This is a genomic window from Mesorhizobium sp. 43Arga (assembly GCF_053714255.1).
In genome coordinates, this window is record NZ_JBSKBO010000004.1 from 294,431 (window position 1) to 315,268 (window position 20,838).

At 63.3% G+C, this 20,838-nt stretch carries 22 protein-coding genes and 1 pseudogene; 16 read left to right on the forward strand and 7 right to left on the reverse strand.

Annotation, left to right across the window (positions count from 1 at the left end; all coding sequences use genetic code 11):
* The first annotated feature begins 90 nt into the window (after window positions 1-90).
* Window positions 91-2,004, forward strand: a complete 1,914-nt coding sequence (dxs, locus tag ACWGS8_RS17055) for a 1-deoxy-D-xylulose-5-phosphate synthase (RefSeq protein WP_454582022.1) — start codon at window positions 91-93, stop codon at window positions 2,002-2,004.
* A gap of 175 nt (window positions 2,005-2,179) precedes the next feature.
* Entirely contained in the window at window positions 2,180-2,473 is a 294-nt protein-coding gene (locus tag ACWGS8_RS17060; protein ID WP_454582023.1) for a hypothetical protein, read from the forward strand.
* Here ACWGS8_RS17060 and ACWGS8_RS17065 read toward each other — a convergent pair.
* Complete coding sequence (locus tag ACWGS8_RS17065; RefSeq protein ID WP_454582024.1) at window positions 2,470-2,871, reverse strand: GFA family protein; 402 nt, start codon at window positions 2,869-2,871, stop codon at window positions 2,470-2,472. The genes ACWGS8_RS17060 and ACWGS8_RS17065 overlap by 4 nt on opposite strands.
* 172 nt (window positions 2,872-3,043) lie before the next feature.
* Here ACWGS8_RS17065 and ACWGS8_RS17070 point away from each other — a divergent pair, with 172 nt between their 5' ends.
* The 4 genes from ACWGS8_RS17070 (at window position 3,044) to ACWGS8_RS17085 (ending at window position 8,035) form a co-directional block, all read left to right on the forward strand.
* Entirely contained in the window at window positions 3,044-3,808 is a 765-nt protein-coding gene (locus ACWGS8_RS17070; RefSeq protein ID WP_454582025.1) for a TlyA family RNA methyltransferase, read from the forward strand.
* Window positions 3,805-5,043 carry a class I SAM-dependent RNA methyltransferase gene (locus ACWGS8_RS17075; RefSeq protein WP_454582026.1) on the forward strand — a complete coding sequence of 413 codons (1,239 nt, stop codon included), beginning with the start codon at window positions 3,805-3,807 and terminating at the stop codon, window positions 5,041-5,043. Before ACWGS8_RS17070 ends, ACWGS8_RS17075 begins: the two co-directional genes overlap by 4 nt.
* Window positions 5,044-5,193: 150 nt before the next feature.
* A complete protein-coding gene (locus ACWGS8_RS17080; protein ID WP_454582027.1) occupies window positions 5,194-7,560 on the forward strand; it encodes a caspase family protein in 2,367 nt (788 codons plus the stop codon).
* Between the two features lie 205 nt (window positions 7,561-7,765).
* On the forward strand, window positions 7,766-8,035 hold the full coding sequence (locus ACWGS8_RS17085; RefSeq protein ID WP_454582028.1) for a PsiF family protein: 270 nt from the start codon (window positions 7,766-7,768) through the stop codon (window positions 8,033-8,035).
* Window positions 8,036-8,135: 100 nt separating this feature from the next.
* On the opposite strand, the gene ACWGS8_RS17090 is transcribed toward ACWGS8_RS17085, so the two are convergent.
* The 6 genes from ACWGS8_RS17090 to ACWGS8_RS17115 form a co-directional block, all read right to left on the reverse strand.
* Complete coding sequence (locus ACWGS8_RS17090; protein ID WP_454582029.1) at window positions 8,136-8,831, reverse strand: transglutaminase-like cysteine peptidase; 696 nt, start codon at window positions 8,829-8,831, stop codon at window positions 8,136-8,138.
* Between the two features lie 148 nt (window positions 8,832-8,979).
* Complete coding sequence (locus tag ACWGS8_RS17095) at window positions 8,980-9,369, reverse strand: type II toxin-antitoxin system VapC family toxin (protein WP_454582030.1); 390 nt, start codon at window positions 9,367-9,369, stop codon at window positions 8,980-8,982.
* Window positions 9,356-9,631, reverse strand: coding sequence for an AbrB/MazE/SpoVT family DNA-binding domain-containing protein (locus ACWGS8_RS17100; RefSeq protein ID WP_454582031.1), 276 nt, complete (start codon window positions 9,629-9,631; stop codon window positions 9,356-9,358). Before ACWGS8_RS17100 ends, ACWGS8_RS17095 begins: the two co-directional genes overlap by 14 nt.
* A 75-nt stretch (window positions 9,632-9,706) precedes the next feature.
* On the reverse strand, window positions 9,707-11,119 hold the full coding sequence (tldD, locus tag ACWGS8_RS17105; RefSeq protein ID WP_454582032.1) for a metalloprotease TldD: 1,413 nt from the start codon (window positions 11,117-11,119) through the stop codon (window positions 9,707-9,709).
* A gap of 117 nt (window positions 11,120-11,236) precedes the next feature.
* Window positions 11,237-11,704, reverse strand: coding sequence for a YbjN domain-containing protein (locus ACWGS8_RS17110; RefSeq protein ID WP_454582033.1), 468 nt, complete (start codon window positions 11,702-11,704; stop codon window positions 11,237-11,239).
* A 76-nt stretch (window positions 11,705-11,780) separates the two neighbouring features.
* Complete coding sequence (locus ACWGS8_RS17115) at window positions 11,781-12,341, reverse strand: invasion associated locus B family protein (RefSeq protein WP_454582034.1); 561 nt, start codon at window positions 12,339-12,341, stop codon at window positions 11,781-11,783.
* 364 nt (window positions 12,342-12,705) lie between these two features.
* Here ACWGS8_RS17115 and coxB point away from each other — a divergent pair, with 364 nt between their 5' ends.
* From coxB to ispH, 10 genes and pseudogenes are all read left to right on the forward strand, one after another.
* Window positions 12,706-13,590: a cytochrome c oxidase subunit II gene (gene coxB / locus ACWGS8_RS17120; protein ID WP_454582035.1), complete on the forward strand. Its 885-nt coding sequence runs from the start codon at window positions 12,706-12,708 to the stop codon at window positions 13,588-13,590.
* 38 nt (window positions 13,591-13,628) lie between these two features.
* A complete protein-coding gene (gene ctaD, locus ACWGS8_RS17125; RefSeq protein WP_010914889.1) occupies window positions 13,629-15,281 on the forward strand; it encodes a cytochrome c oxidase subunit I in 1,653 nt (550 codons plus the stop codon).
* Between the two features lie 74 nt (window positions 15,282-15,355).
* Window positions 15,356-16,300 (forward strand): heme o synthase, encoded by a 945-nt coding sequence (locus ACWGS8_RS17130; RefSeq protein ID WP_454582036.1) that lies wholly within the window; start codon window positions 15,356-15,358, stop codon window positions 16,298-16,300.
* 2 nt (window positions 16,301-16,302) lie between these two features.
* Window positions 16,303-16,461: a hypothetical protein gene (locus ACWGS8_RS17135; protein WP_080512128.1), complete on the forward strand. Its 159-nt coding sequence runs from the start codon at window positions 16,303-16,305 to the stop codon at window positions 16,459-16,461.
* The gene (locus ACWGS8_RS17140) at window positions 16,461-17,093 is read left to right on the forward strand and encodes a cytochrome c oxidase assembly protein (RefSeq protein WP_454582037.1); all 633 of its coding nucleotides are present in this window, start codon (window positions 16,461-16,463) and stop codon (window positions 17,091-17,093) included. The genes ACWGS8_RS17135 and ACWGS8_RS17140 overlap by 1 nt, the downstream gene beginning before the upstream one ends.
* 1 nt (window position 17,094) lies before the next feature.
* Complete coding sequence (locus tag ACWGS8_RS17145; RefSeq protein WP_454582038.1) at window positions 17,095-17,973, forward strand: cytochrome c oxidase subunit 3; 879 nt, start codon at window positions 17,095-17,097, stop codon at window positions 17,971-17,973.
* A gap of 92 nt (window positions 17,974-18,065) precedes the next feature.
* Window positions 18,066-18,558, forward strand: a pseudogene (locus ACWGS8_RS17150) (L,D-transpeptidase family protein).
* A gap of 21 nt (window positions 18,559-18,579) precedes the next feature.
* The gene (locus tag ACWGS8_RS17155; protein WP_454582039.1) at window positions 18,580-18,966 is read left to right on the forward strand and encodes a DUF983 domain-containing protein; all 387 of its coding nucleotides are present in this window, start codon (window positions 18,580-18,582) and stop codon (window positions 18,964-18,966) included.
* Window positions 18,963-19,718 carry an SURF1 family protein gene (locus tag ACWGS8_RS17160; protein ID WP_454582040.1) on the forward strand — a complete coding sequence of 252 codons (756 nt, stop codon included), beginning with the start codon at window positions 18,963-18,965 and terminating at the stop codon, window positions 19,716-19,718. The genes ACWGS8_RS17155 and ACWGS8_RS17160 overlap by 4 nt, the downstream gene beginning before the upstream one ends.
* Before the next feature lie 104 nt (window positions 19,719-19,822).
* On the forward strand, window positions 19,823-20,833 hold the full coding sequence (gene ispH, locus ACWGS8_RS17165) for a 4-hydroxy-3-methylbut-2-enyl diphosphate reductase (protein ID WP_322418440.1): 1,011 nt from the start codon (window positions 19,823-19,825) through the stop codon (window positions 20,831-20,833).
* The last annotated feature ends 5 nt before the right edge of the window (window positions 20,834-20,838 follow it).

Genomic DNA, 20,838 nt, shown 5'->3' on the forward strand with positions numbered 1-20,838 from the left:
CTTTTGGGGGACAGGCCCGCGTCACTGACACGCATTTACTTTCGCCGGCCGGCGGCCTATCCCGCCGTTGAACAGAAAGCCTGAGCACCCGTGAACGCAACGCCGCATACGCCGCTACTCGACAAGGTCCGCATTCCGGCGGATCTGCGCGCGCTTGACGAAAGCGAACTGCCGCAACTGGCCTCCGAGCTTCGCCTCGAACTGGTCGACGCGGTGTCGCGCACCGGCGGCCATCTCGGCGCCGGCCTCGGCGTGGTCGAACTGACGGTGGCGCTCCACTATGTCTTCAACACCCCTGACGACCGGCTGATCTGGGATGTCGGCCACCAGGCCTATCCGCACAAGATCCTGACCGGCCGCCGCGACCGCATCCGCACGCTACGCCAGGAAGGTGGCCTGTCCGGCTTCACCCGCCGCGCCGAGAGCGAATACGATCCCTTCGGCGCCGCCCACTCCTCGACATCGATCTCGGCCGGCCTCGGCATGGCCGCCGCTCGCGACCTCTCCGGCGGCCGCAACAATGTCATCGCCGTGATCGGCGACGGCGCCATGTCGGCCGGCATGGCCTATGAGGCGATGAACAATGCCGGCGCGCTCGATGCCCGGCTCATCGTCATCCTCAACGACAACGACATGTCGATCGCGCCGCCGACCGGTGCGATGAGCGCCTATCTGGCGCGGCTCGCCTCGGGCAAGGCCTATGCCGGCCTGCGCGACTTCGGCAAGAAGCTGACATCCTATCTCGGCAAGCGCGCCGATCGCGCGATCACAAGAGCGGTCGAGCATGCGCGCGGCTACGTCACCGGCGGCACTTTGTTCGAGGAACTCGGCTTCTACCACATCGGCCCGATCGACGGTCACAATCTCGAACATCTGATCCCGGTGCTGAAGAATGTCCGCGACAATGGCGAAGGCCCGGTGCTGATCCATGTCGTCACCCAGAAGGGCAAGGGCTACGCGCCGGCGGAAGAAGCCGCCGACAAATATCACGGCGTCAACAAGTTCGACGTCATCACCGGCGCGCAGGCCAAGGCGCCGGCCAACGCACCGGCCTACACCAAGGTGTTCGCCGAAAGCCTGATCCAGGAAGCCCGCGAGGACGACCGTATCGTCGCCGTCACCGCCGCCATGCCGAGCGGCACGGGGCTTGATCTGTTCGGCGAAGTGTTCCCGTCAAGGACGTTCGATGTCGGCATTGCCGAGCAGCATGCGGTGACCTTCGCCGCTGGTCTCGCGACCGAAGGCTACAAGCCGTTCGCGGCGATCTATTCAACCTTCCTGCAGCGTGCCTATGACCAGGTCGTCCATGATGTCGCGATTCAGAAACTGCCGGTGCGTTTCCCGATCGACCGCGCCGGCTTCGTCGGCGCCGATGGCGCCACCCATTGCGGTGCCTTCGACACCACTTTCCTGGCGAGCCTGCCGGGCTTTGTCGTGATGGCGGCCGCTGATGAGGCGGAACTGCGCCATATGGTGCGCACCGCCGCAATCTATGATGACGGCCCGATCGCCTTCCGCTACCCACGCGGCAATGGCGTCGGTGTCGACATGCCGGAGCGCGGCTCGGTTCTCGAACTCGGCAAGGGCCGCATCGTCAGGGAAGGCACAAAGGTGGCGCTGCTGTCCTTCGGCACGCGCTTGCAGGATTGCCTGATCGCTGCCGAGGAACTGGGTGCGGCAGGGCTCTCCACCACCGTTGCCGATGCCCGCTTCGCCAAGCCGCTCGACGAGGATCTGATCCGCCGGCTGGCCCGCTCGCACGAGGTTCTGGTGACGGTGGAAGAGGGCGCCATTGGCGGCTTCGCCAGCCATGTGCTGCAGTTCCTCGCCCATGAAGGATTGCTGGAAAGCGGCCTGAAAGTGCGCCCGCTGGTGCTGCCAGACGTGTTCACAGACCACGCCAAGCCGGAAAAGATGTATGCCGATGCCGGGCTCGATGCCGCCGGCATCGTGCGCACCGTTTTCACCGCGCTCGATCATACGGCCCGCGCCCAGCGCGCCTGAATTAAAAGTCTCGCCCAGCGCGCCTGACTCAAAACCTCAAGCGCTTGAATCAGTTTGCCGGCTTGATTTCGTAACGCATTGTTAACACTGCCGTTTGGCGTTTTGCTTACCGTATCCCTTGGCCGTTTTTCAACGGCGCCCTGCTAGACCGGCGTCAGGCAGGGAGACAAAAACGATGAAGACGCTTCTGTGCGGCGTGGCCCTGTTGGCCACCATGGTCGCGCCGGCCGCCGCCGAGACGCGCTACGACCGCAATCTCGAAAAGGCGGCGCTGGGCATCATTGCCAGCAAGATGGGTGATATCCGCGGCGGCTTTTCCTACAAGCAGGTGCCTCAGCTGGTGGTCCTGCCGGATCCTGGTCCGCCGCCCGCCATCGCCGCCGAGCATCCTGCTATGCAGGCATCAGGGGATCGCGACAACGGTTTGTTCCCGGCCGTCGAGCGCCAGGTGTCCCGCACCGTCTTCTAGAACCACATATCGCGCACGCAACGCCCGTCGCGGGGCAGATCGTCATATGTGTCGAGGCCATCTAGATGATCGATGGGCAGATCGGCGACCGCCTCGGGCGGCGCCAGCCGCACATTGACGGCGATGCGTGTTCGGCCAGATTCCTCGGCGCGCAAGCCACGCCAGGCGAGCACGCAGGCGCAGGTCGGGCAGAACAGGATTTCGAGCGACGGCGTGTCTTTTCCGGCGCGCGTATAGCTGCCCATCGGTCCCGAAACGCGAATGCGTTCGTCGACATAGTCATAGGCCCAGAGCACGCCATAGCGCCGGCAGAGTGTGCAGTTGCAGGCCGTCACCGGCCCGGGATCGCCTTCCAGGGTCCAGTGGGTTGCGCCACAATGGCAGGTTCCCGTCAGCATTCGTTCACCTCCGAGTTCTGACAGCAAACGGCTCTCCTGCTTAACACTGTGCCGGGCGCAAAGCGATTCCGGCAAGCCGCGGAGCGGCTTGATGCATTCACCTGCGTGCGACGATGTTCTTCGTCCGTCCCAATGTCCTTGCCTTCGCTGCCGGCTTTCGCCATGAAGGCCGATGAACTCGCCTCTGCCAGCCAGCACCCGCCAGCGGCTCGACGACCTGCTCGTCCAACGCGGCCTGTTTGCCAGCCGTTCGCGTGCCCGCGACGCGGTCGAGCGCGGCACGGTGACGGTTGACGGCACTATCGCCCGCAAGCCCGGTCAGAATGTTTCGCCGCAATGCCTTGTTGCCATCGACGATCCGGCGCAGGGCTATGTCTCGCGCGCGGCGCTGAAGCTCATCGGCGGGCTCGACCATTTTGGCCTCGATCCGGCCGGCCGCGAGGCCCTCGACATCGGCGCCTCGACCGGCGGCTTTACCCAGGTGCTGCTGGAGCGTGGTGCCTCCCATGTCACGGCGATCGATGTCGGGCACGGCCAGATGCATCCCGATGTCGGTGGCGATCCGCGCGTGACGGTCATCGAGGGGCTGAATGCCCGTGACCTCACCGCCGCGGATCTCGCCGGCCGCATCCCGGATTTCATCGTCTCCGACGTCAGCTTCATCTCGCTGAGACTGGCACTGCCGCCGGCGCTCGCCATGGCGAAGGCTGGGGCCGCCGCGGTCTTTCTGGTCAAACCGCAATTCGAGGCGGGTCGCGAGGCGATCGGCAAGGGCGGCCTGTTGAAGGACCCCTTCGATGCCGCCCGCGTCGCCGGCCTGCTGCAGGATTGGCTGGATGCCTTTTCGGGCTGGCGTTCGCTCGGCCTGCATCTGTCGCCGATCGAAGGCGGCGACGGCAATCGCGAATTCCTGCTTGGTGGAATCAAGGACCGATGAGCGCGCGCTTCACCATCAAAAAGCTTGGCGCGCAGGGTGACGGCATTGCCGAAACCGAAAGCGGTGATCTGTTCATCCCCTTCACGCTGCCCGGCGAGACCGTCACCGCAGCGCGCGAAAGGGACCGCGCCACACTGATGGCGGTGCTGGAGGCCTCGCCGCTGCGCATCGAGCCCGCCTGCCGCCACTTCACCGAATGCGGCGGCTGTGCCCTCCAGCATTTCGAGGCCGAAGCCTATCGCCAATGGAAGCGCGACAAGGTGGTACACGCCCTGAAGGGCATCGATTGCAGCATCGACGAACTGGTCGCTTGCGCGCCGCACACGCGCCGCCGTGTCGTGCTCGCCGCGCGGCGCACCGAGACGGGCATGCTGCTCGGCTTCAACCGTCATCTGTCACCGGAAATCATTTCCATATCGGAATGCCCGATCTCGCTGCCCGAGATCGTAGCCGCGCTCGGCCGGTTGAGGGCGCTCTCCGACTTGGTATGCGCCACCACCAAATCGTTCCGGGTAGCGGTCACCGTGACGGGTTCGGGCCTCGATGTCGCTGTGCATGAGTCCGGCAAGCTCGGCGAACACCAGCGCCGCATCGCTTCCAATTTTATCTTGGCGCAAGGCTTTGCCAGACTGTCCATCGATGACGAGATCATCATCGAGCCAAGGAAACCCGTGGTGATGTTCGGCAGCGTCGCTGTCGCCGTGCCGCCCGGCGCCTTCCTGCAGGCGACCGAGGCAGCTGAGCAGACCATGGCCGAGATCGCCGGCACCCATCTGAAACGCGCCAAGAAGGTCGCCGATCTTTTCGCCGGTTGCGGCAGCTTTGCCTTGCGGCTGGCGGCGAAGTCGGAAGTCCATGCGGTGGAAGGCGATGCGGCCGCACTTTCGGCGCTCGATCGGGGGGCACGATTCGCGACCGGCCTGAAGCGGGTGACAGGCGAACGCCGCGACCTGTTCCGCCGGCCGCTGACGTTCAAGGAGTTGAACGCCTTCGACGGCCTTGTCTTCGATCCGCCGCGCGCGGGTGCCGAGGACCAGTCGAAGCAGATCGCTCGCTCGGATGTTCCCTTCGTTGCCGCGGTGTCCTGCAATCCGGTGACGCTGGCGCGCGACCTGCGCATCCTCATCGACGGCGGCTACATGCTGAAAAGCGTGACGCCGATCGACCAGTTCCTGTGGTCGTCCCATGTCGAGGCGGTCGCCCTGCTTGAAAAGCCCAGGAGAAGGCGCGGCTGAGACCGGCCAGCGATCACGTTTCGTTGAGACCGGGCACTTCAGCCTCTCCCGGCCCAAAGCGGCCGGATTGACGCCGCAAAGCCGCCTTTTTGCACCAGCCTAGTCCTGCCGGGCGGAAGCATCGGCACTCTCACCTGACGGACGATCGTAATGCGGACGGTCTCGAAACTTCTCGCTTTCTTCCTTGCCCTCTCCATTTTCGCGTTCGGGCAGACAGCCCTGGCGCTGGCGCAAAGCCAGAAGCGCCTTGCCTTCGTCATCGGCAATGCCGCCTATCCCTCTGGCGCGCTGGCGACGCCGGCCAACGACGCCGGCCTGATTGCCCAGACATTACAGGCGGCGGGGTTCGACGTGGTCGGCGCGCGCGACGTCGACCAGGAATCGCTGCGTGGCGCCTATCGCGATTTCCTCGCCAAGGTGACGGCAGCTGGTCCCGACGCGGTGGTGTTTGTCTATCTGGCCGGCCAGGGCCTGCAGTTCGAGGGCGAGAACTATTTCGCGCCCGTCGACGCTCAGATCGCCAATGCCGCCGACGTGCCGATGGCCGCGGTGCGGATCTCCGACCTCACCAAGCCGCTCGCCGCACTGCCGAACAAGGTCAACATCGTGGTGCTCGACGCGGCGCGGCCAAATTCCTTCGCCAGGTCGAACCAACCGCTGGCTGGCGGCCTGGCGCTGGTCGATCCCGACCCGAACATGCTGATCGCCTTCAACGCCGCCCCGGGCACCGTCGCGCCGGAAGGCAAGGGCCCGTACGGCGCCTATGCGCAGGCGCTTGCCGAGATGATCAGGGATGGCGGTCTGCAGCTTGGTGATGTCTTTGACCGCACGCGCCTGCGCGTCAACGAGGTGACGCAGGGCGCCGAACTGCCCTGGAACGCTTCCAAAATCGCACAGCCTTTCCTCTTCTTCGACCGCGGGCCGGATGCCCCGCCGCCGCAGGTGTCGCCAGCCGAGGTCGGCACCATGCGGACCAAGGAAATCCGCGACTTCGATGCGCATGATGCCTATATCGCGGCTCTCGATCGCGACACGATGCGCGGCTACGAGGATTTTCTGGGCGCCTATCCCCACGACCCCATGGCCAGGCGCGTGCGCGCGATCCTGGCGGCGCGGCGCGAGGCGATCACCTGGCGCCAGACCTGGCTGAGGGACACGCCCGAAGCCTACTGGTCCTATCTCGATCGCTATCCGCATGGACCTCATGCCTGGGACGCGCGTCGCCGGCTCGAACATTTCGATGCCGCGCTTGAACCGCCGCGGGGTTTTGCCGTCTACGCTTACGACGTGCCGCCGCCACCGCCCGATGAGATCGTCTATGTCGACCGGCCCGTGCTCTATTTCGACGACCCGGAATTCGACTTCGCGCCACCGCCGCCCGTGGCGGTCATCTTCCTGCCGCCGCGGCCGCGCGACTTCGTCGAACTGGCACCGCCGCCGCCGCCGGCCGGAATCTTCCTTCTGCCGACGCCTGTTTTCGTGCCGGTGCCTGCCTGGGTGAACCCGCCGCGTGATATCTCACCACCGCCGAACGACGTCATCTTCAACAACATCCACAACACCACGATTATAAACAACACGACGGTCAACGAGAACAACAACCAAGGCGGTGGCCTGACCACCGGCCAGAAACTGACTGCTGGCGCGGTGGGCCTGGGTGCGGCCGCGCTGGCGACGAAGGTGGCGTTGCCGGCCTTCCTGCAGAAAAGGGAAACCGTGCTGTCCAAGCAGAACCCGGGCGGCCTCCCGCTGAAGCCGGGGCAGGGGGGCCAGCAACCGGGCGGTGTCACGCCGCTCTCGAAGACATTGCCTGCCGACAAGCTGACAGGTCACGCCTTGCCCGGCGCCAACGGCAACATGCTGCCGCTGGTCAATGGCAAGCCGGTGCTCAATGGACAGAACCTGCCCAACAACCCGAATCTGCCCAAGAACAACTCCAGGAAGCTCCTGAACAAGCAGGCCACGGCAGGTGGAAACGCCGTGACCGGCAACCCGGCGAATGGGCAAATCGGGGCCAGTGGCCAGGGCAATGGGCAGGGCCAGAATGGTACCGGCAAGACCGGCAAGGATGCCAAGTTCCGCAAGCTGCCGGGCGCCAACGGCACCCCTGCGGCGAATGGGGTAAACAACCCATCGGCGCTCAATGGCCAGAATTCAGGCCAAAACCCGCCCAACGGCAAGTTCAAGAAGCTTCACAATCAAAGCGGCGGCCAGACGAGCGGCCAGGCCAATGGGCAAGGCAATGGGGTGCAGGGCAATGGCAACGGGCCGAAATTCCACAAATTGCCTGCCAACGGAAACGGTGGTGGCAATGTCCAGCAGAAATTCAAGGTCAGCAACGGCAATCCGCAGCTGAAGGTGCTGGGTCAGCCCAGGCCGCAGAGGCCGGAGTTCCACGCCCAGCCGAAGCAGCAGATGCAGCAGGTACAGCGGCAGGCACAGCCAAGGCCGCCGCAGCCGCCGGCCGTCAAGAAGCCGTCTTGCGGGCACCCCAATGAGCCCGCTTGCAAGAAATAGCGCATGTCGCCCGGAAGTGGTCCGGCTTTGAAACGCGTCGCTGGTCGCGTTGTGTGAGACCCGGCTGTGTTGGCCGGCGACAAAACATGGCCGGGCCGCGGCTGCGATCGGATCACAACTGCGTGGTTGGCGACGGCCAAGATTGCGCAGTGCCCCGGCCCGCTGATACCCAGTCAGCGCCGGGGGCCTCAACGGAGTGAGCACAATGAGGATTGCAAGCCTTCTGACGTCCATCGCCCTGGCCGGGTTCATTGCGACGGGAACTGCCGCGGCAGCGACGACAGCGGCGACCACGACTGCCCCGGCCGCCACCACGGCCGCCCCGGCGAAGAAGCCCGCGGCCTCTGCCATGACGCCGGAGAAGACCGCGATTTCCAAGCAATGTTCCGCACTTGCGGACGCCAAGAAGCTCCACGGCAAGGCGCGCGAGAAGTTCCGGGCCGACTGCAAGAAGAATGGTGGCAAAGCCACCTGATCAACAGCTGATTTCGGCTATTGTTGCCAGCCCTGCCGTGCCGGGGAGGCTGGCGGCAGTCCCCAAATATGAATCGGGTTTTCGTCCGGAGCTGGGTTGTTCAGTCTACGAGCTTGGCGACGTTCGTGAGGGGCTGCGGCGTACCGCCCCGCCGGTTGATCGACACCCAGATATTCGGGTTCTGCTGCGACTGGCGTTTCACGAAGTAGTAGCCGGTCGCGTTCCAGGGCCTGATTTCGTCCACCAGATTGTCGAGGACCAGATCGCCCTTGTCGGTTTTCACCGTCAGGATGGTGTGGCCTTCATTGTCGAGGTCGTGCACCACCGTCATCAGCAGCGCCTGCCTGGGGAACCCGGCCTGCTGAAGAAGCTTGCGCTTGTAGAGTGCATAGATCTTGCAGTCACCCTTGCCGTCAACCGGGTAATCCCAGTGGTCCGCCATCGTGCCCCAGTGGTCGAAATTGCTGACGGGCTTGATGGAACTGTTCGCCTTCTGGTTTATCCGCTTCAGGGTGCGCAGGTTCTGCGCGGTCAGCTTGACATTCGTGGCCGGCAGCGCGGGCACCTTGCACTCTTTTGGTCGGCGATGGCAGAAGTCGACCCATCCGTAGGGGACGCTGGTGGGACCGCCAACCGCGGTGCTGAGTGAGGATGATTGCGTCTTCCCGAACAATGTCGACTGCTTGGGCAAGGTGGATTGCGCCGACGCCGAACCGACATCCAGCGAAGTTGCGCCAATCAGCGAAACACAACCAAGCAGGAAAGAGGAAGTCAGGACGCCGAGGGAACGCAGCACTGGCAACACCACCGCACGAGAGCACGGTCAAAAGGTAATGTGGCGACGGCGTGTGATCAATTAAACATTTAAGAAGGCGTTAACATGTTCGTGTTCGCGGCCTGCGAACGCGCTGTGGCGCCGGCACAAGGCACCTGCACCCTCATCGCTATGCTTCTTGCACGTCCCCAAACCCGGCGGCTTGCGCGGTCTTGATCAATTTGCGGTCGAAGGTCGCAAATCCCGTGCAATGCGCGGACTTGCCGAGGTGCAGCGCATCCGCGAAATCCACACCGGTCTCGACCAGATCGAGCGCGGAAGAGACAATTGCCGCGTCTTCGATTTCAACCGTGGGAAGGCCCCCGAACGCCCGCAAAGCTCTGACGACAGTGGCCTGGTCATAGCCGTAGGCGCTGCGCAGCACCCACTCAGCCTCCAGGATGACCGTCACGGCGACAAATATCGGTCGGTCATCGATCACGCGCCGGGCGCGCCGGGATTGCTCGGGATGGTCGTTCGTCAGGTACCGAACGACGACATTGGTATCAATCGCGAGCATGCCGCCGCCGTGCTTCGGCAAGAACGCCCGCGTCCATGTCTTCAAGCGTCTTCGGCCTGCCGTTATGAGGCAGCAAACCAAAGACGTCTTGAGGCCGGGTTGCGGCGAAGGCAGGTGCTGGCTTCAAGAGAACGCCTTCCGGCGTGTCTTCGACCACCAGGCGGGTGCCGGCGCCCCATTCCCTGCGTTTGCGGATCGCGCTCGGCAGGATCACTTGCCCCTTGGTTGAGACGGTGGTGGTGAGCTTTTCGGAGCCGGCCATTGTCGCTTTGCCTCGATGTAAGACAAGCGTAAGATAGTCGGAAGTGACGCCGATTTCAAGGCTATGGGGTCTCAATCAAACCCTGGTGCCGCCCACCGTCATCTGGTTCATCCTGAGATGCGGCTGGCCGACGCCGACCGGCACGCCCTGTCCGGCCTTGCCGCACATGCCGATGCCATTGTCGAGCTTCATGTCGTTGCCGACCATCGAGACGCGGTGCATGGCATCAGGCCCATTGCCGATCAGCATTGCGCCCTTGATCGGCTGCGTCACCTTGCCGTTCTCGATCATGTAGGCTTCGGTGCAGCCGAACACGAATTTGCCCGACGTGATGTCGACCTGGCCGCCGCCGAAGGAGACGGCGTAGATGCCGTTCTTGACCGAGGCGATGATCTCGTCCGGCTCCATGTCGCCTGAAGTCATGTAGGTGTTGGTCATGCGCGGCATCGGCTGGTGCGCGTAGCCTTCGCGCCTTCCGTTGCCGGTTGCTTTCATGCCCATCAGCCGGGCGTTCTGCCGGTCCTGCATGTAGCCGACCAGCTTGCCGTCCTCGATCAGCACGTTGCGGGCCGATGGCGTGCCCTCATCGTCGACGGTGAGCGAGCCGCGCCGCTCCGGGATGGTGCCGTCGTCGACGACAGTGACGCCTTTGGCGGCGACCTGCTGGCCCAGCAGGCCGGCGAAGGCCGAGGTCTTCTTGCGGTTGAAATCGCCTTCCAGCCCGTGCCCGACGGCCTCGTGCAGCATGACGCCCGGCCAGCCGCTGGACAGCACGATGTCGAATGTGCCGGCCGGGGCGGGGATGGCCTCGAGATTGACCAGTGCCTGCCGCAGCGCTTCCCTTGCGGCATGCTTCCAGCTGTCCTCGATCAGGAAGTCGCCGAACGCCTTGCGTCCGCCCATGCCGTAGGAGCCACTTTCCTGGCGGTCGCCATCGCCGACCACGACCGAGACGTTGATGCGGACCAGCGGTCTGATATCGCGCACCATTTGCCCGTCGGCGCGCACGATCTCGACATGTTGCCAGGACGCAGCGAGCGAGGCCGTCACCTGGCGCACGCGCGGATCCTCGGCACGCAGCCAGGCGTCGATTTCCTGCAGCAGCTTTGCCTTGACCTCGAAGGAGGGCGAGGGGATCGGGTTCTCGTCGCCGTAGAGATGGCGGTTGGTGCGGGCGGGGGCGGCGGCAAGCGTTCCAGAATAGCCGCCCTTGACGGTCGAGACGGCAGCAGCCGCGCGCAGCAGCGAGGCTTCGGAGAGGTCGCTCGAATGAGCGTAGCCGCTGGCTTCACCCGCGACGGCACGCAGGCCAAAGCCCTGGTCGGTGTTGAAATTGGCGGTCTTCAGCCGGCCATTGTCGAACATCAGCGCCTCGCTCTCGCTGTATTCGAGGAACAGTTCGCCGTCGTCGGCGCCGAAGATGGTGTCGGCGACGATCTGCTTGATGCGATCGTCGGAAATATCGAATTGGCCGATCAGGCTGTTCATGGCGCATCCGTTCATGGGAAGAGAGCTTGTTTCCCACGATGTAGGCGCGAAGCTGCGCCGAGACAATCGTCCCGCCGCGCTGCGAGGGCAAATGCGATCGCCGGCGGGCCGCCAGCGTCACTTTTGGTTGATGAAATCCTTGATGTTGGTGGTCATCGAATCCCAGTTCGAGAACTGTTCCTCAAGATTGGCCTTGGTGATGCCGCCGATGAAGGAGACGTCCATCTTGAAGTTGGATCCGTCGCCCGAAAACGCCTTGACCCAGCGGTACTTCTTGTTCCACGCATTGGCCTGCTCGGCCGTGAAGGCGTCGGTGTAGCCCGAGGAAAACTGGATGGATTTGCACTTCTCGTGGTTTTCGCAACCATAGAAGTAGATCACGTACTTCATGCCTTCGAGCCGGCCGGAGACCATCGGGTCGCCACCGTCATCCTTCTCCAGCTTGGCCGAACCGTAACCCTTGGCGATTTCGAGAATTGCCGCCGGATCAGGCGCCGTGATGATTTCGGTGTCTCCAGCCCAGGCAACGGAACCCGCGCCGGTCAAAATCAGACCAGCGGAGAAAAGCAAAGAAAACGAGCGCATGATGATCCCCACCGCCAAAAACCCATCCCGTGGGAATTCTGCGTCAGGGTCGGGTTTTTCGCAAGCGCCTTGGCCGTCAGGGAAGGGCGGCGAAGCCGTCGGCAAAACCCTTGAGGTCGACTGGGATGCCGATGCCTTCTTCAGGCGTCTGGAAGACAATGAACGTCGCCGACGTGCCGGTCTTCAGCGTGTCGAGCAGCGGCTTTTCAAGGATGACCTCGGCATAGCAGCCGTCCTGGAAGCAGCGAACGAAGTAGGCGCGGCCGATGTCCTTGCCGTCGACATTAAGGCCGAGCCCGTTCGGCAAAAGCACGCCGAGCGGCGCGAGCACACGCAGGATCTCTGCCTTGTTGTCGGCGGTGCGCAGCACGACCACCGACAGTCCCATCTCCGGACGGTCCTCGGCGACGACATTCTGCATCATCACGCATTGTTCGGAGGTGGCGCCCGCCGGCGTGTCGCAGATGATCGACCAGGCGCCATGCGTCGAGCGCACCGTGCCGCTCGGCTGGGCGGCATTGGCCTGACCCGCGACGAACAGACCGGCCGCGGACAAGGCGGCAAGAAACATGGCCTTGACCAAGGTGCTTGAAAGCCCCGGTTTCGTACGCCTCAGTCTCGAAAGCCAAGAGTTCATGACGGCTCCATTGCGAATCACGGCACTTTAAGCCGCGCCAATGCCAAGTAAAGGACGAGACCGCTGCCGAACCGTCCCGAAACAGGCAATACAGCGCTTTTCCCTGCCAAATTCGCCTGAATTACGACGCATCGCGCACCATGCCAACATGAGGCGGACGGCCTGCCGAACATACGCGATTCGCCGCCACGGAAGAGCCATCTCAGCTTGCGCGCAAAAATGCCGCACAGTTTCCTCCGCTCCTTTCTTGCGGAGGGAAAAAGAGTATGGTTTGAACCAGTTTGAGACTGTCGGGATTCCCGTCCCGGCATTGTTCGTTATTCTCGTTGGCACCGCCGCGAGGAACTGGGAGACGAAGAGGGCGATGAGAAATTTCCTAGCAGACGCCAAGTTTCTAGCCAGTGCTGGGGCTGCCGCCGCGCTTTTCGCCGGTACGTCCGCCCATGCAGACCAGCCCGTGGCGTGGGAGACGACCTTCCAGGCGCCGGCGACCGACATGATGCGGCAGATAGAATGGTTCGGGAACTACACGATGTGGTTCATCGTCCCGATCACCATTCTGGTGCTGCTTCTTCTCGCCTATTGCATCGTCAGGTTCCGCGCGAGCGCAAACCCGGTTCCTTCCAAGACCAGCCACAACACGCTGATCGAGGTGATCTGGACCGTCGGCCCGGTCGTGATCCTGCTCTGCCTCGCCATCCCCTCGTTCCAGCTCCTGACCGCGCAGTACACTCCACCGGAAGAAGCCAAGCTGACCGTCAAGGCGACTGGCAACCAGTGGAACTGGGACTACGAATACCAGACCGACAACACGCTCTCCTTCAATTCGGCCATCCTTCAGGATGGCGACCGCGCCAAGGCCGGCAAGGAGGATCGCAAGGTCTATCCGCGCCTGCTCGCCGTCGACAATGAACTGGTGGTGCCGGTCAACACGATGACGCGCGTGCTCGTCACCGCGACCGATGTGATCCACTCCTTCGCCATGCCGTCCTTCGGCATCAAGATCGACGCCATTCCGGGACGCACCAACGAGACCTGGTTCAAGGCGGAGAAAGAAGGCCTCTATTATGGTCAGTGCTCGCAGCTTTGCGGCAAGGACCACGCCTTCATGCCGATCGCCATCCGCGTCGTCTCCGACGCGCAGTTCAAGACCTGGCTGGCTGCGGCCAAGACCGATCTGCCCGGCGCCAACAAGACGCTGATGGCCGAGGTCGATGGCCAGAACAAGGTAGCGGCCGCCGGCAATTGATGCCGCGGGTTAGCAAGATTTAGGGAACGGAGCGGAACATGGCAGACGCTGCAGCTCACGACGGCCACGACCACAAGCCTTATCATGGCTGGGTGCGCTGGGTCTATTCGACCAACCACAAGGACATCGGCACGCTCTACCTGATCTTCGCGATCATGGCCGGCATCATCGGCGGCGCGCTGTCGGTCGCCATTCGCATGGAGCTGCAGGAGCCTGGCATCCAGATCTTCAGCGGCCTGGCGCAGATGGTCTACGGCATGAACGGTGACGCCGCGATCGACGGCGGCAAGAGCATGTACAATGCCTTCGCCACCGCGCATGCGCTGATCATGATCTTCTTCATGGTCATGCCGGCGCTGATCGGTGGCTTCGCCAACTGGATGGTGCCGATCATGATCGGCGCGCCTGATATGGCGTTCCCGCGCATGAACAACATCTCCTTCTGGCTGCTGCCGCCGGCCTTCATCCTGCTGCTCACCTCGATGTTCGTGCCGAGCGCGCCGGGCGCCTTCGGCGTCGGCGGCGGCTGGACGCTCTATCCGCCGCTGTCGACCTCGGGTCAGCCCGGACCGGCCATGGATCTGGCGATCCTGTCGATCCACATCGCCGGTGCCTCGTCGATCCTCGGCGCCATCAACTTCATCACCACCATCTTCAACATGCGCGCTCCGGGCATGACGCTGCACAAGATGCCGCTGTTCGCCTGGTCGGTGCTGGTCACCGCCTTCCTGCTGCTGCTGTCCCTGCCGGTCCTGGCCGGCGGCATCACCATGCTGCTCACCGACCGCAATTTCGGCACCACCTTCTTTGCCCCCGATGGCGGCGGCGATCCGCTGCTGTTCCAGCACCTGTTCTGGTTCTTCGGTCATCCGGAAGTGTATATCCTGATCCTGCCGGGCTTCGGCATCATCAGCCACATCGTCTCGACCTTCTCGAAGAAGCCGGTGTTCGGTTATCTCGGCATGGCCTACGCCATGGTCGCGATCGGCGCCGTCGGCTTCATCGTCTGGGCGCACCACATGTATACGACCGGCCTGTCGCTCGACACACAGCGCTACTTCGTCTTCGCCACCATGGTCATCGCGGTGCCGACGGGCGTTAAGATCTTCTCCTGGATCGCGACGATGTGGGGCGGGTCGATCTCGTTCAAGACGCCGATGCTGTGGGCGCTGGGCTTCATCTTCCTGTTCACCATCGGCGGCGTCACCGGCGTCCAGCTGGCCAATGCCGGCCTCGACCGCTCGCTGCACGACACCTATTTCGTCATCGCCCACTTCCACTACGTGCTGTCGCTGGGCGCGGTGTTCGCCATCTTCGCCGGCTGGTACTACTGGTTCCCCAAGATGACCGGCTACATGTATTCGCCGGTCATCGCCAACACCCACTTCTGGGTCACCTTCGTCGGCGTCAACCTGATCTTCTTCCCGCAGCATTTCCTTGGCCTGGCCGGCATGCCGCGCCGCACCATCGACTATCCGGACGCGTTTGCCGGCTGGAACTACGTGTCGTCGATCGGCTCCTATATCTCGGCCGTCGGCGTGGCGATCTTCCTCTACGGGGTGTTCGAAGCCTTCCAGAAGAAGCGGATCGCCGGCGCCAACCCATGGGGCGAGGGCGCCACCACGCTCGAATGGCAGCTGCCTTCGCCGCCGCCGTTCCACCAGTGGGAGCAACTGCCGAAGATCAAGTAAGGCGGCTCCCGCCCGAATACGAAACCGCCGGCTCGCCGGCGGTTTTGGCCAACGGAATGATGGACTGAGTACGCATGGCCCTAGTCGACGAAACTAGCATTGACGAAGCGGGCTTCCGCATGTCGGAAGCGACGGCGGGCGATTTCTTCGCCCTGCTGAAGCCGCGCGTCATGTCGCTGGTGGTGTTCACGGCCTTTGTCGGGCTGGTCGCCGCTCCGGTGACCATCAACCCTCTGCTGGCGGTGATCGCCATCCTGTCCATTGCCATCGGCGCCGGCGCCTCGGGCGCGCTCAACATGTGGTACGACGCCGACATCGACGCGGTGATGACCAGGACCGCAAGCCGCCCGGTGCCGTCCGGCCGCATCCAGCCGCACGAGGCGCTCAGCTTCGGCCTGGTGCTATCGGTGCTCTCGGTGATGACGCTCGGCGTGCTGGTCAACTGGCTGTCGGCGACGCTGCTGGCCTTCACCATCTTCTTCTATGCCGTCGTCTACACGATGTGGCTGAAGCGCTGGACGCCGCAGAACATCGTCATCGGCGGAGCGGCCGGTGCGATTCCGCCGGTCATCGGCTGGGCCGCGGTGACCGGATCGGTCAGCCTCGAAAGCATCGTCCTTTTCCTGATCATCTTCCTGTGGACGCCGCCGCATTTCTGGGCGCTGGCGTTGTTCAAGTCCGGGGACTATGAGCGTGCCGGCATTCCGATGATGCCCAATGTTGCCGGCTACGCGTCGACCCGCCGTCAGATTTTCGCTTATGCGCTGGTGCTTGCCCCGGTCGGCGTGGCGCCCTGGCTGCTCGGCTACACGACTCTCTTCTATGGCGTGGCCGCCATGCTGCTCGGGCTTGGCTTTGTCTGGTACGCCTGGAAAGTGCTCGGCATGGCCGACGACGACCGCGCCATGAAGCCGGCCAAGGCGTTGTTTGCCTATTCGCTGCTTTATCTCTTCGCCATCTTCGCTGCCTACCTGGCCGACAGCGTCGTCGAACGCGCCCTTGCCATGGGTGGGGCATGATCATGGTCGAGGAAAAGCTTGAGACGGTCACCTTGACCGAGCGTCAGAGGAAGGCTCAGCGAAGCCGATCCATTGCGATCGGCGTGGCGCTGGCGGTGCTGGTCGTCATCTTCTACATCGCCACGATCATCAAGTTCGGCCACAATCTGGGCACGATGTGATGAGCGTCGAGATGTCCAAAAAGCCGGCCGGCAAGAACAGCAACCGCATCGTCGCGGCTGTCTGCCTTGCCTTCTTCACCGGCATGATCGGCATGGCCTATGCCGCTGTGCCGCTCTACAAGATGTTCTGCCAGGCGACCGGCTATGGCGGCACGACGCAACGTGTCGAGAAGCAATATGCCGGCCGCGTGCTCGACCGTGAGATCACCGTCCGCTTCGACGCCAATGTCGCCGGCGTGCCGTGGGAATTCCAGCCGGTCCAGCGCTCGATGACGATGAAGATCGGCGAGACCGTGCAGGCGCATTATCAAGCGACCAACAAGTTCGATCGCCCCGTCACCGGCCGCGCCACCTTCAACGTGCAGCCGGAACTGGCGGGTCCGTATTTCAACAAGGTCGAGTGTTTCTGCTTCACCGATACGTCGCTGAAGCCCGGCGAGACGCTGGACATGCCGGTCCTGTTCTATGTGGACCCCGATATCGTGAACGTGCCGGAACTGAAGGACGTGAAGACGATCACGCTGTCCTATACGATGTTCCCGGTCGAGAAGAACAAGCCGGTCGCCTCTTCGGAGCCGGTCCAAGGCACCAGCAAGACAATTTCAGATACCGAAGCAAATCTCGGGGGTTGATATGGCAGACGCGCACGCAAAACATCACGACTATCATCTCGTCGACCCGAGCCCGTGGCCTTTCCTGGGCTCGATAGGCGCGCTCGTCATGGCCTTTGGCGGTGTTGCCCTGATGCAATATCTGAAGGGCGGATCGTTCCCGATCTTCGGCCACAACATCGCCAATCCGTGGCTGTTCTTCATCGGCCTGGTGATCATCCTCTATACCATGTTCGCCTGGTGGTCGGACACGATCAAGGAAGCGCATGAGGGTCACCACACGCGGGTCGTGTCGCTGCATCTGCGCTATGGCATGATCATGTTCATCGCCTCGGAGGTGATGTTCTTCGTCGCCTGGTTCTGGGCCTATTTCGACGCCAGCCTTTTTGCCGGCGAGGTGCAGAACTATGCGCGCCACACATTTACCGGTGGTGTCTGGCCTCCGAAGGGCATGGAGGTTCTCGATCCCTTCCATTTGCCACTCTACAACACCATCATCCTGCTCTTGTCGGGCACCACGGTCACCTGGGCGCACCATTCGCTCATCCATGGCGATCGCAAGGGCCTTATCAACGGCCTGGTGCTGACCGTCGGCCTCGGCATGCTGTTCACCATGGTGCAGGCCTACGAGTACATACACGCTCCGTTCGGCTTCAAGGATTCCATCTACGGCGCCACCTTCTTCATGGCGACCGGCTTCCACGGCTTCCATGTCATCATCGGCACCATCTTCCTGCTGGTTTGTCTGATCCGCGCGATGAAGGGCGATTTCACCCCCAAACAGCATTTCGGCTTCGAGGCGGCCGCCTGGTACTGGCACTTCGTCGACGTGGTCTGGCTGTTCCTGTTCTCAGCGATCTATGTCTGGGGATCGGCTGGTGCGGTGATCGAAGGCCACTGATCCGGTCTTTGGGATTGGATTTCAGGGAGGGGCGGACGCGGCGACGTGGCCGCCTTCTTCTTTTCGGCGCCATGATCGCCGATCGATCGCCGATGCGGCTGACAATTCCCTGGGCGATCTGCGCATTCATCCTCCTGGCATTTCCGGCCCTTGCGGCCGAGAAGGTCGATCTGGTGCGTGTCCACAAGGCGGAGCGGCGGCTGGAGCTGATTAGCGACGGCAAAGCCCTGCGCAGCTATGGTATCGCGCTTGGCGGGGATCCCGTCGGCCACAAGGACCAGGAGGGCGACCAGCGCACACCCGAGGGGGCGCTATATGCTCGACTGGCGCAATCCCAACAGCATCGCGCACAGATCGATCCACATTTCCTATCCCGATGCCGACGATCTGGCGGCGGCAAAGGCGCGCAATGTCGACGCCGGTGGCATGATCATGATCCACGGCCAGCCGAATGGTTTCGGCTGGTGGGGCTGGCTGCTTCAATTGGTCGACTGGACTGATGGCTGCATTGCGGTTACGGACTCTGACATGGACGAAATCTGGGCAATGGTGGCCGATGGGACACCGATCGAGATCAAGCAATAGGGATGAGTGGCGGCCCAATCCATGAGTGAAGACAAGGCGATCTGGCCTCCGATCGAGCCGATTTCGGCCGGCCTGCACGGCCGCTGCCCGCGCTGCGGCGAGGGGCGGTTGTTTTCCGGCTTCCTCACCGTCGGCAAACGCTGCGTCAATTGCGGCCTCGATTATTCCTTTGCCGATGCCGGCGACGGACCGGCGGTCTTCGTCATCCTGATCATCGGCTTCATCATCGTCGGCCTGGCGCTGTGGGTCGAGGTGACGCTGAGCCCGCCGCTGTGGCTGCATCTGCTGGTCTGGATCCCATTGGCCCTTGTGCTGTGCCTGACGGCGCTGCGGCTGATCAAGGGCGTCCTGCTTACTCTCCAATATGCCAACAAGGCGGCCGAAGGCCGGCTGGACCACGGCGAATGAGCGAGGCATCCATCAAAGGTGCCGGCCGATCGCGGCCACGATCTGCATTGCTGCTTGGCCTTGGCCTGGTGCTGCTTTTGATCCTGCTGGCACTCGGCACCTGGCAGGTCCAGCGCCTGCACTGGAAGGAAGGTCTCCTGCAGACCATCGACCAGCGCACCCATTCGGCGCCGCTCCCGCTGGCCGAAGTCGAGAAGGAATTCGCCTCGACCGGTGACGTCGACTACACGCCGGTCACGGTCTCCGGCACGTTCCTGCATTCGGGCGAACGGCATTTCTACGCGACCTGGGAAGGCGACGCCGGCTTCAACGTCTACACGCCGCTTGCCCTTGACGACGGCCGCTTCGTCCTCATCAATCGTGGTTTCATACCTTATGATCTGAAAGACCCGGCCAAGCGCGCCAAGGGGCAGATCCCAGGCAAGGTGATCATCACCGGGCTTGCCCGCAATCCGCTGCCGACAAAGCCGTCAATGATGCTTCCCGACAATGACGTGGCGAAGAACATCTTCTACTGGAAGGACCGCGACGCCATGGCGGCGAGCGCCGGCCTGCCGGCCGGGTTCACGCTGGTGCCGATCTTCATCGATGCCGACAAGACGCCCAATCCCGGCGGTTTGCCGATAGGCGGCGTCACCATCATCGACCTGCCGAACAGCCATCTGCAGTATGCGATGACCTGGTATGGGCTTGCAGCAGCACTCGCCGCCGTGCTCATCCTGCGGCTTCGCCGTCCCGCGAACGAGGAATGAACGCAAGCAGCGCCCCCTTTCTACCGACGCCCTTGACAGGACCTGCTCTTGACAGAACAGGGGTAGGCACCTCATTTCGGCGCTGACGAACCGGCTAGGATTTAATGCTTCAGACAACCAACAAGCCTCCGCTGACGATCCGGCTTTGCCAGCCCCGCGGTTTCTGTGCCGGCGTCGACCGTGCCATCCAGATCGTCGTGCTGGCGCTGAAGAAATATGGCGCGCCGGTCTATGTCCGCCACGAGATCGTGCACAACCGTTACGTTGTCGAAGGGCTGCAGAGCCTTGGTGCCGTCTTCATCGAGGAGTTGTCAGAGATCCCGGCCGAACACCGGCAGTCGCCGGTCGTGTTCTCGGCGCATGGCGTGCCGAAATCGGTGCCAGCGGACGCGCAGGCGCGCAATCTGTTTTATCTCGATGCCACCTGTCCGCTGGTCTCGAAGGTCCACAAACAGGCGATGCGCCATCAGCGGCTTGGCCGCCATGTGCTGTTGATCGGCCATGCCGGGCACCCCGAGGTGATCGGCACGATGGGCCAATTGCCGGAGGGCGCCGTCACGCTGGTCGAGACCGAGGCCGATGCCGCCAGGCTCGTGCCCGCCGATCCGAAGGCGCTTGGCTTCGTCACCCAGACCACGCTGTCGGTCGAGGACACCGCTGGCATCATCCGTGCGCTGCGGGAGCGCTTTCCCGATCTGCAGGCACCGGCGGCGGAATCGATCTGCTACGCCACCACCAACCGCCAGGAAGCGGTCAAGGACACCGCCCCGGGCGCTGATCTCTATCTGATCGTCGGCGCCCCCAATTCCTCCAATTCGCGCCGCCTTGTCGAAGTGGCCGAGCGTGCCGGCGCCACCATGTCGCTTCTCGTGCAGCGCGCCGCCGAAATTCCGTGGAATGACATCGGCACCATTTCGACGCTCGGCCTGTCGGCGGGGGCATCGGCGCCGGAGATCATCGTCGACGAGATCATCGACGCGTTCCGCCAGCGCTTCGATGTCACCATCGACCTGGCCATCACGGCCACCGAAACAGAGGATTTTCCGGTCATGCGGGTACTGCGCGATGTCGAACTCACGCCGGCCGACATGGCCTTCGTCAATGGGGCCGCGTAAGGCAG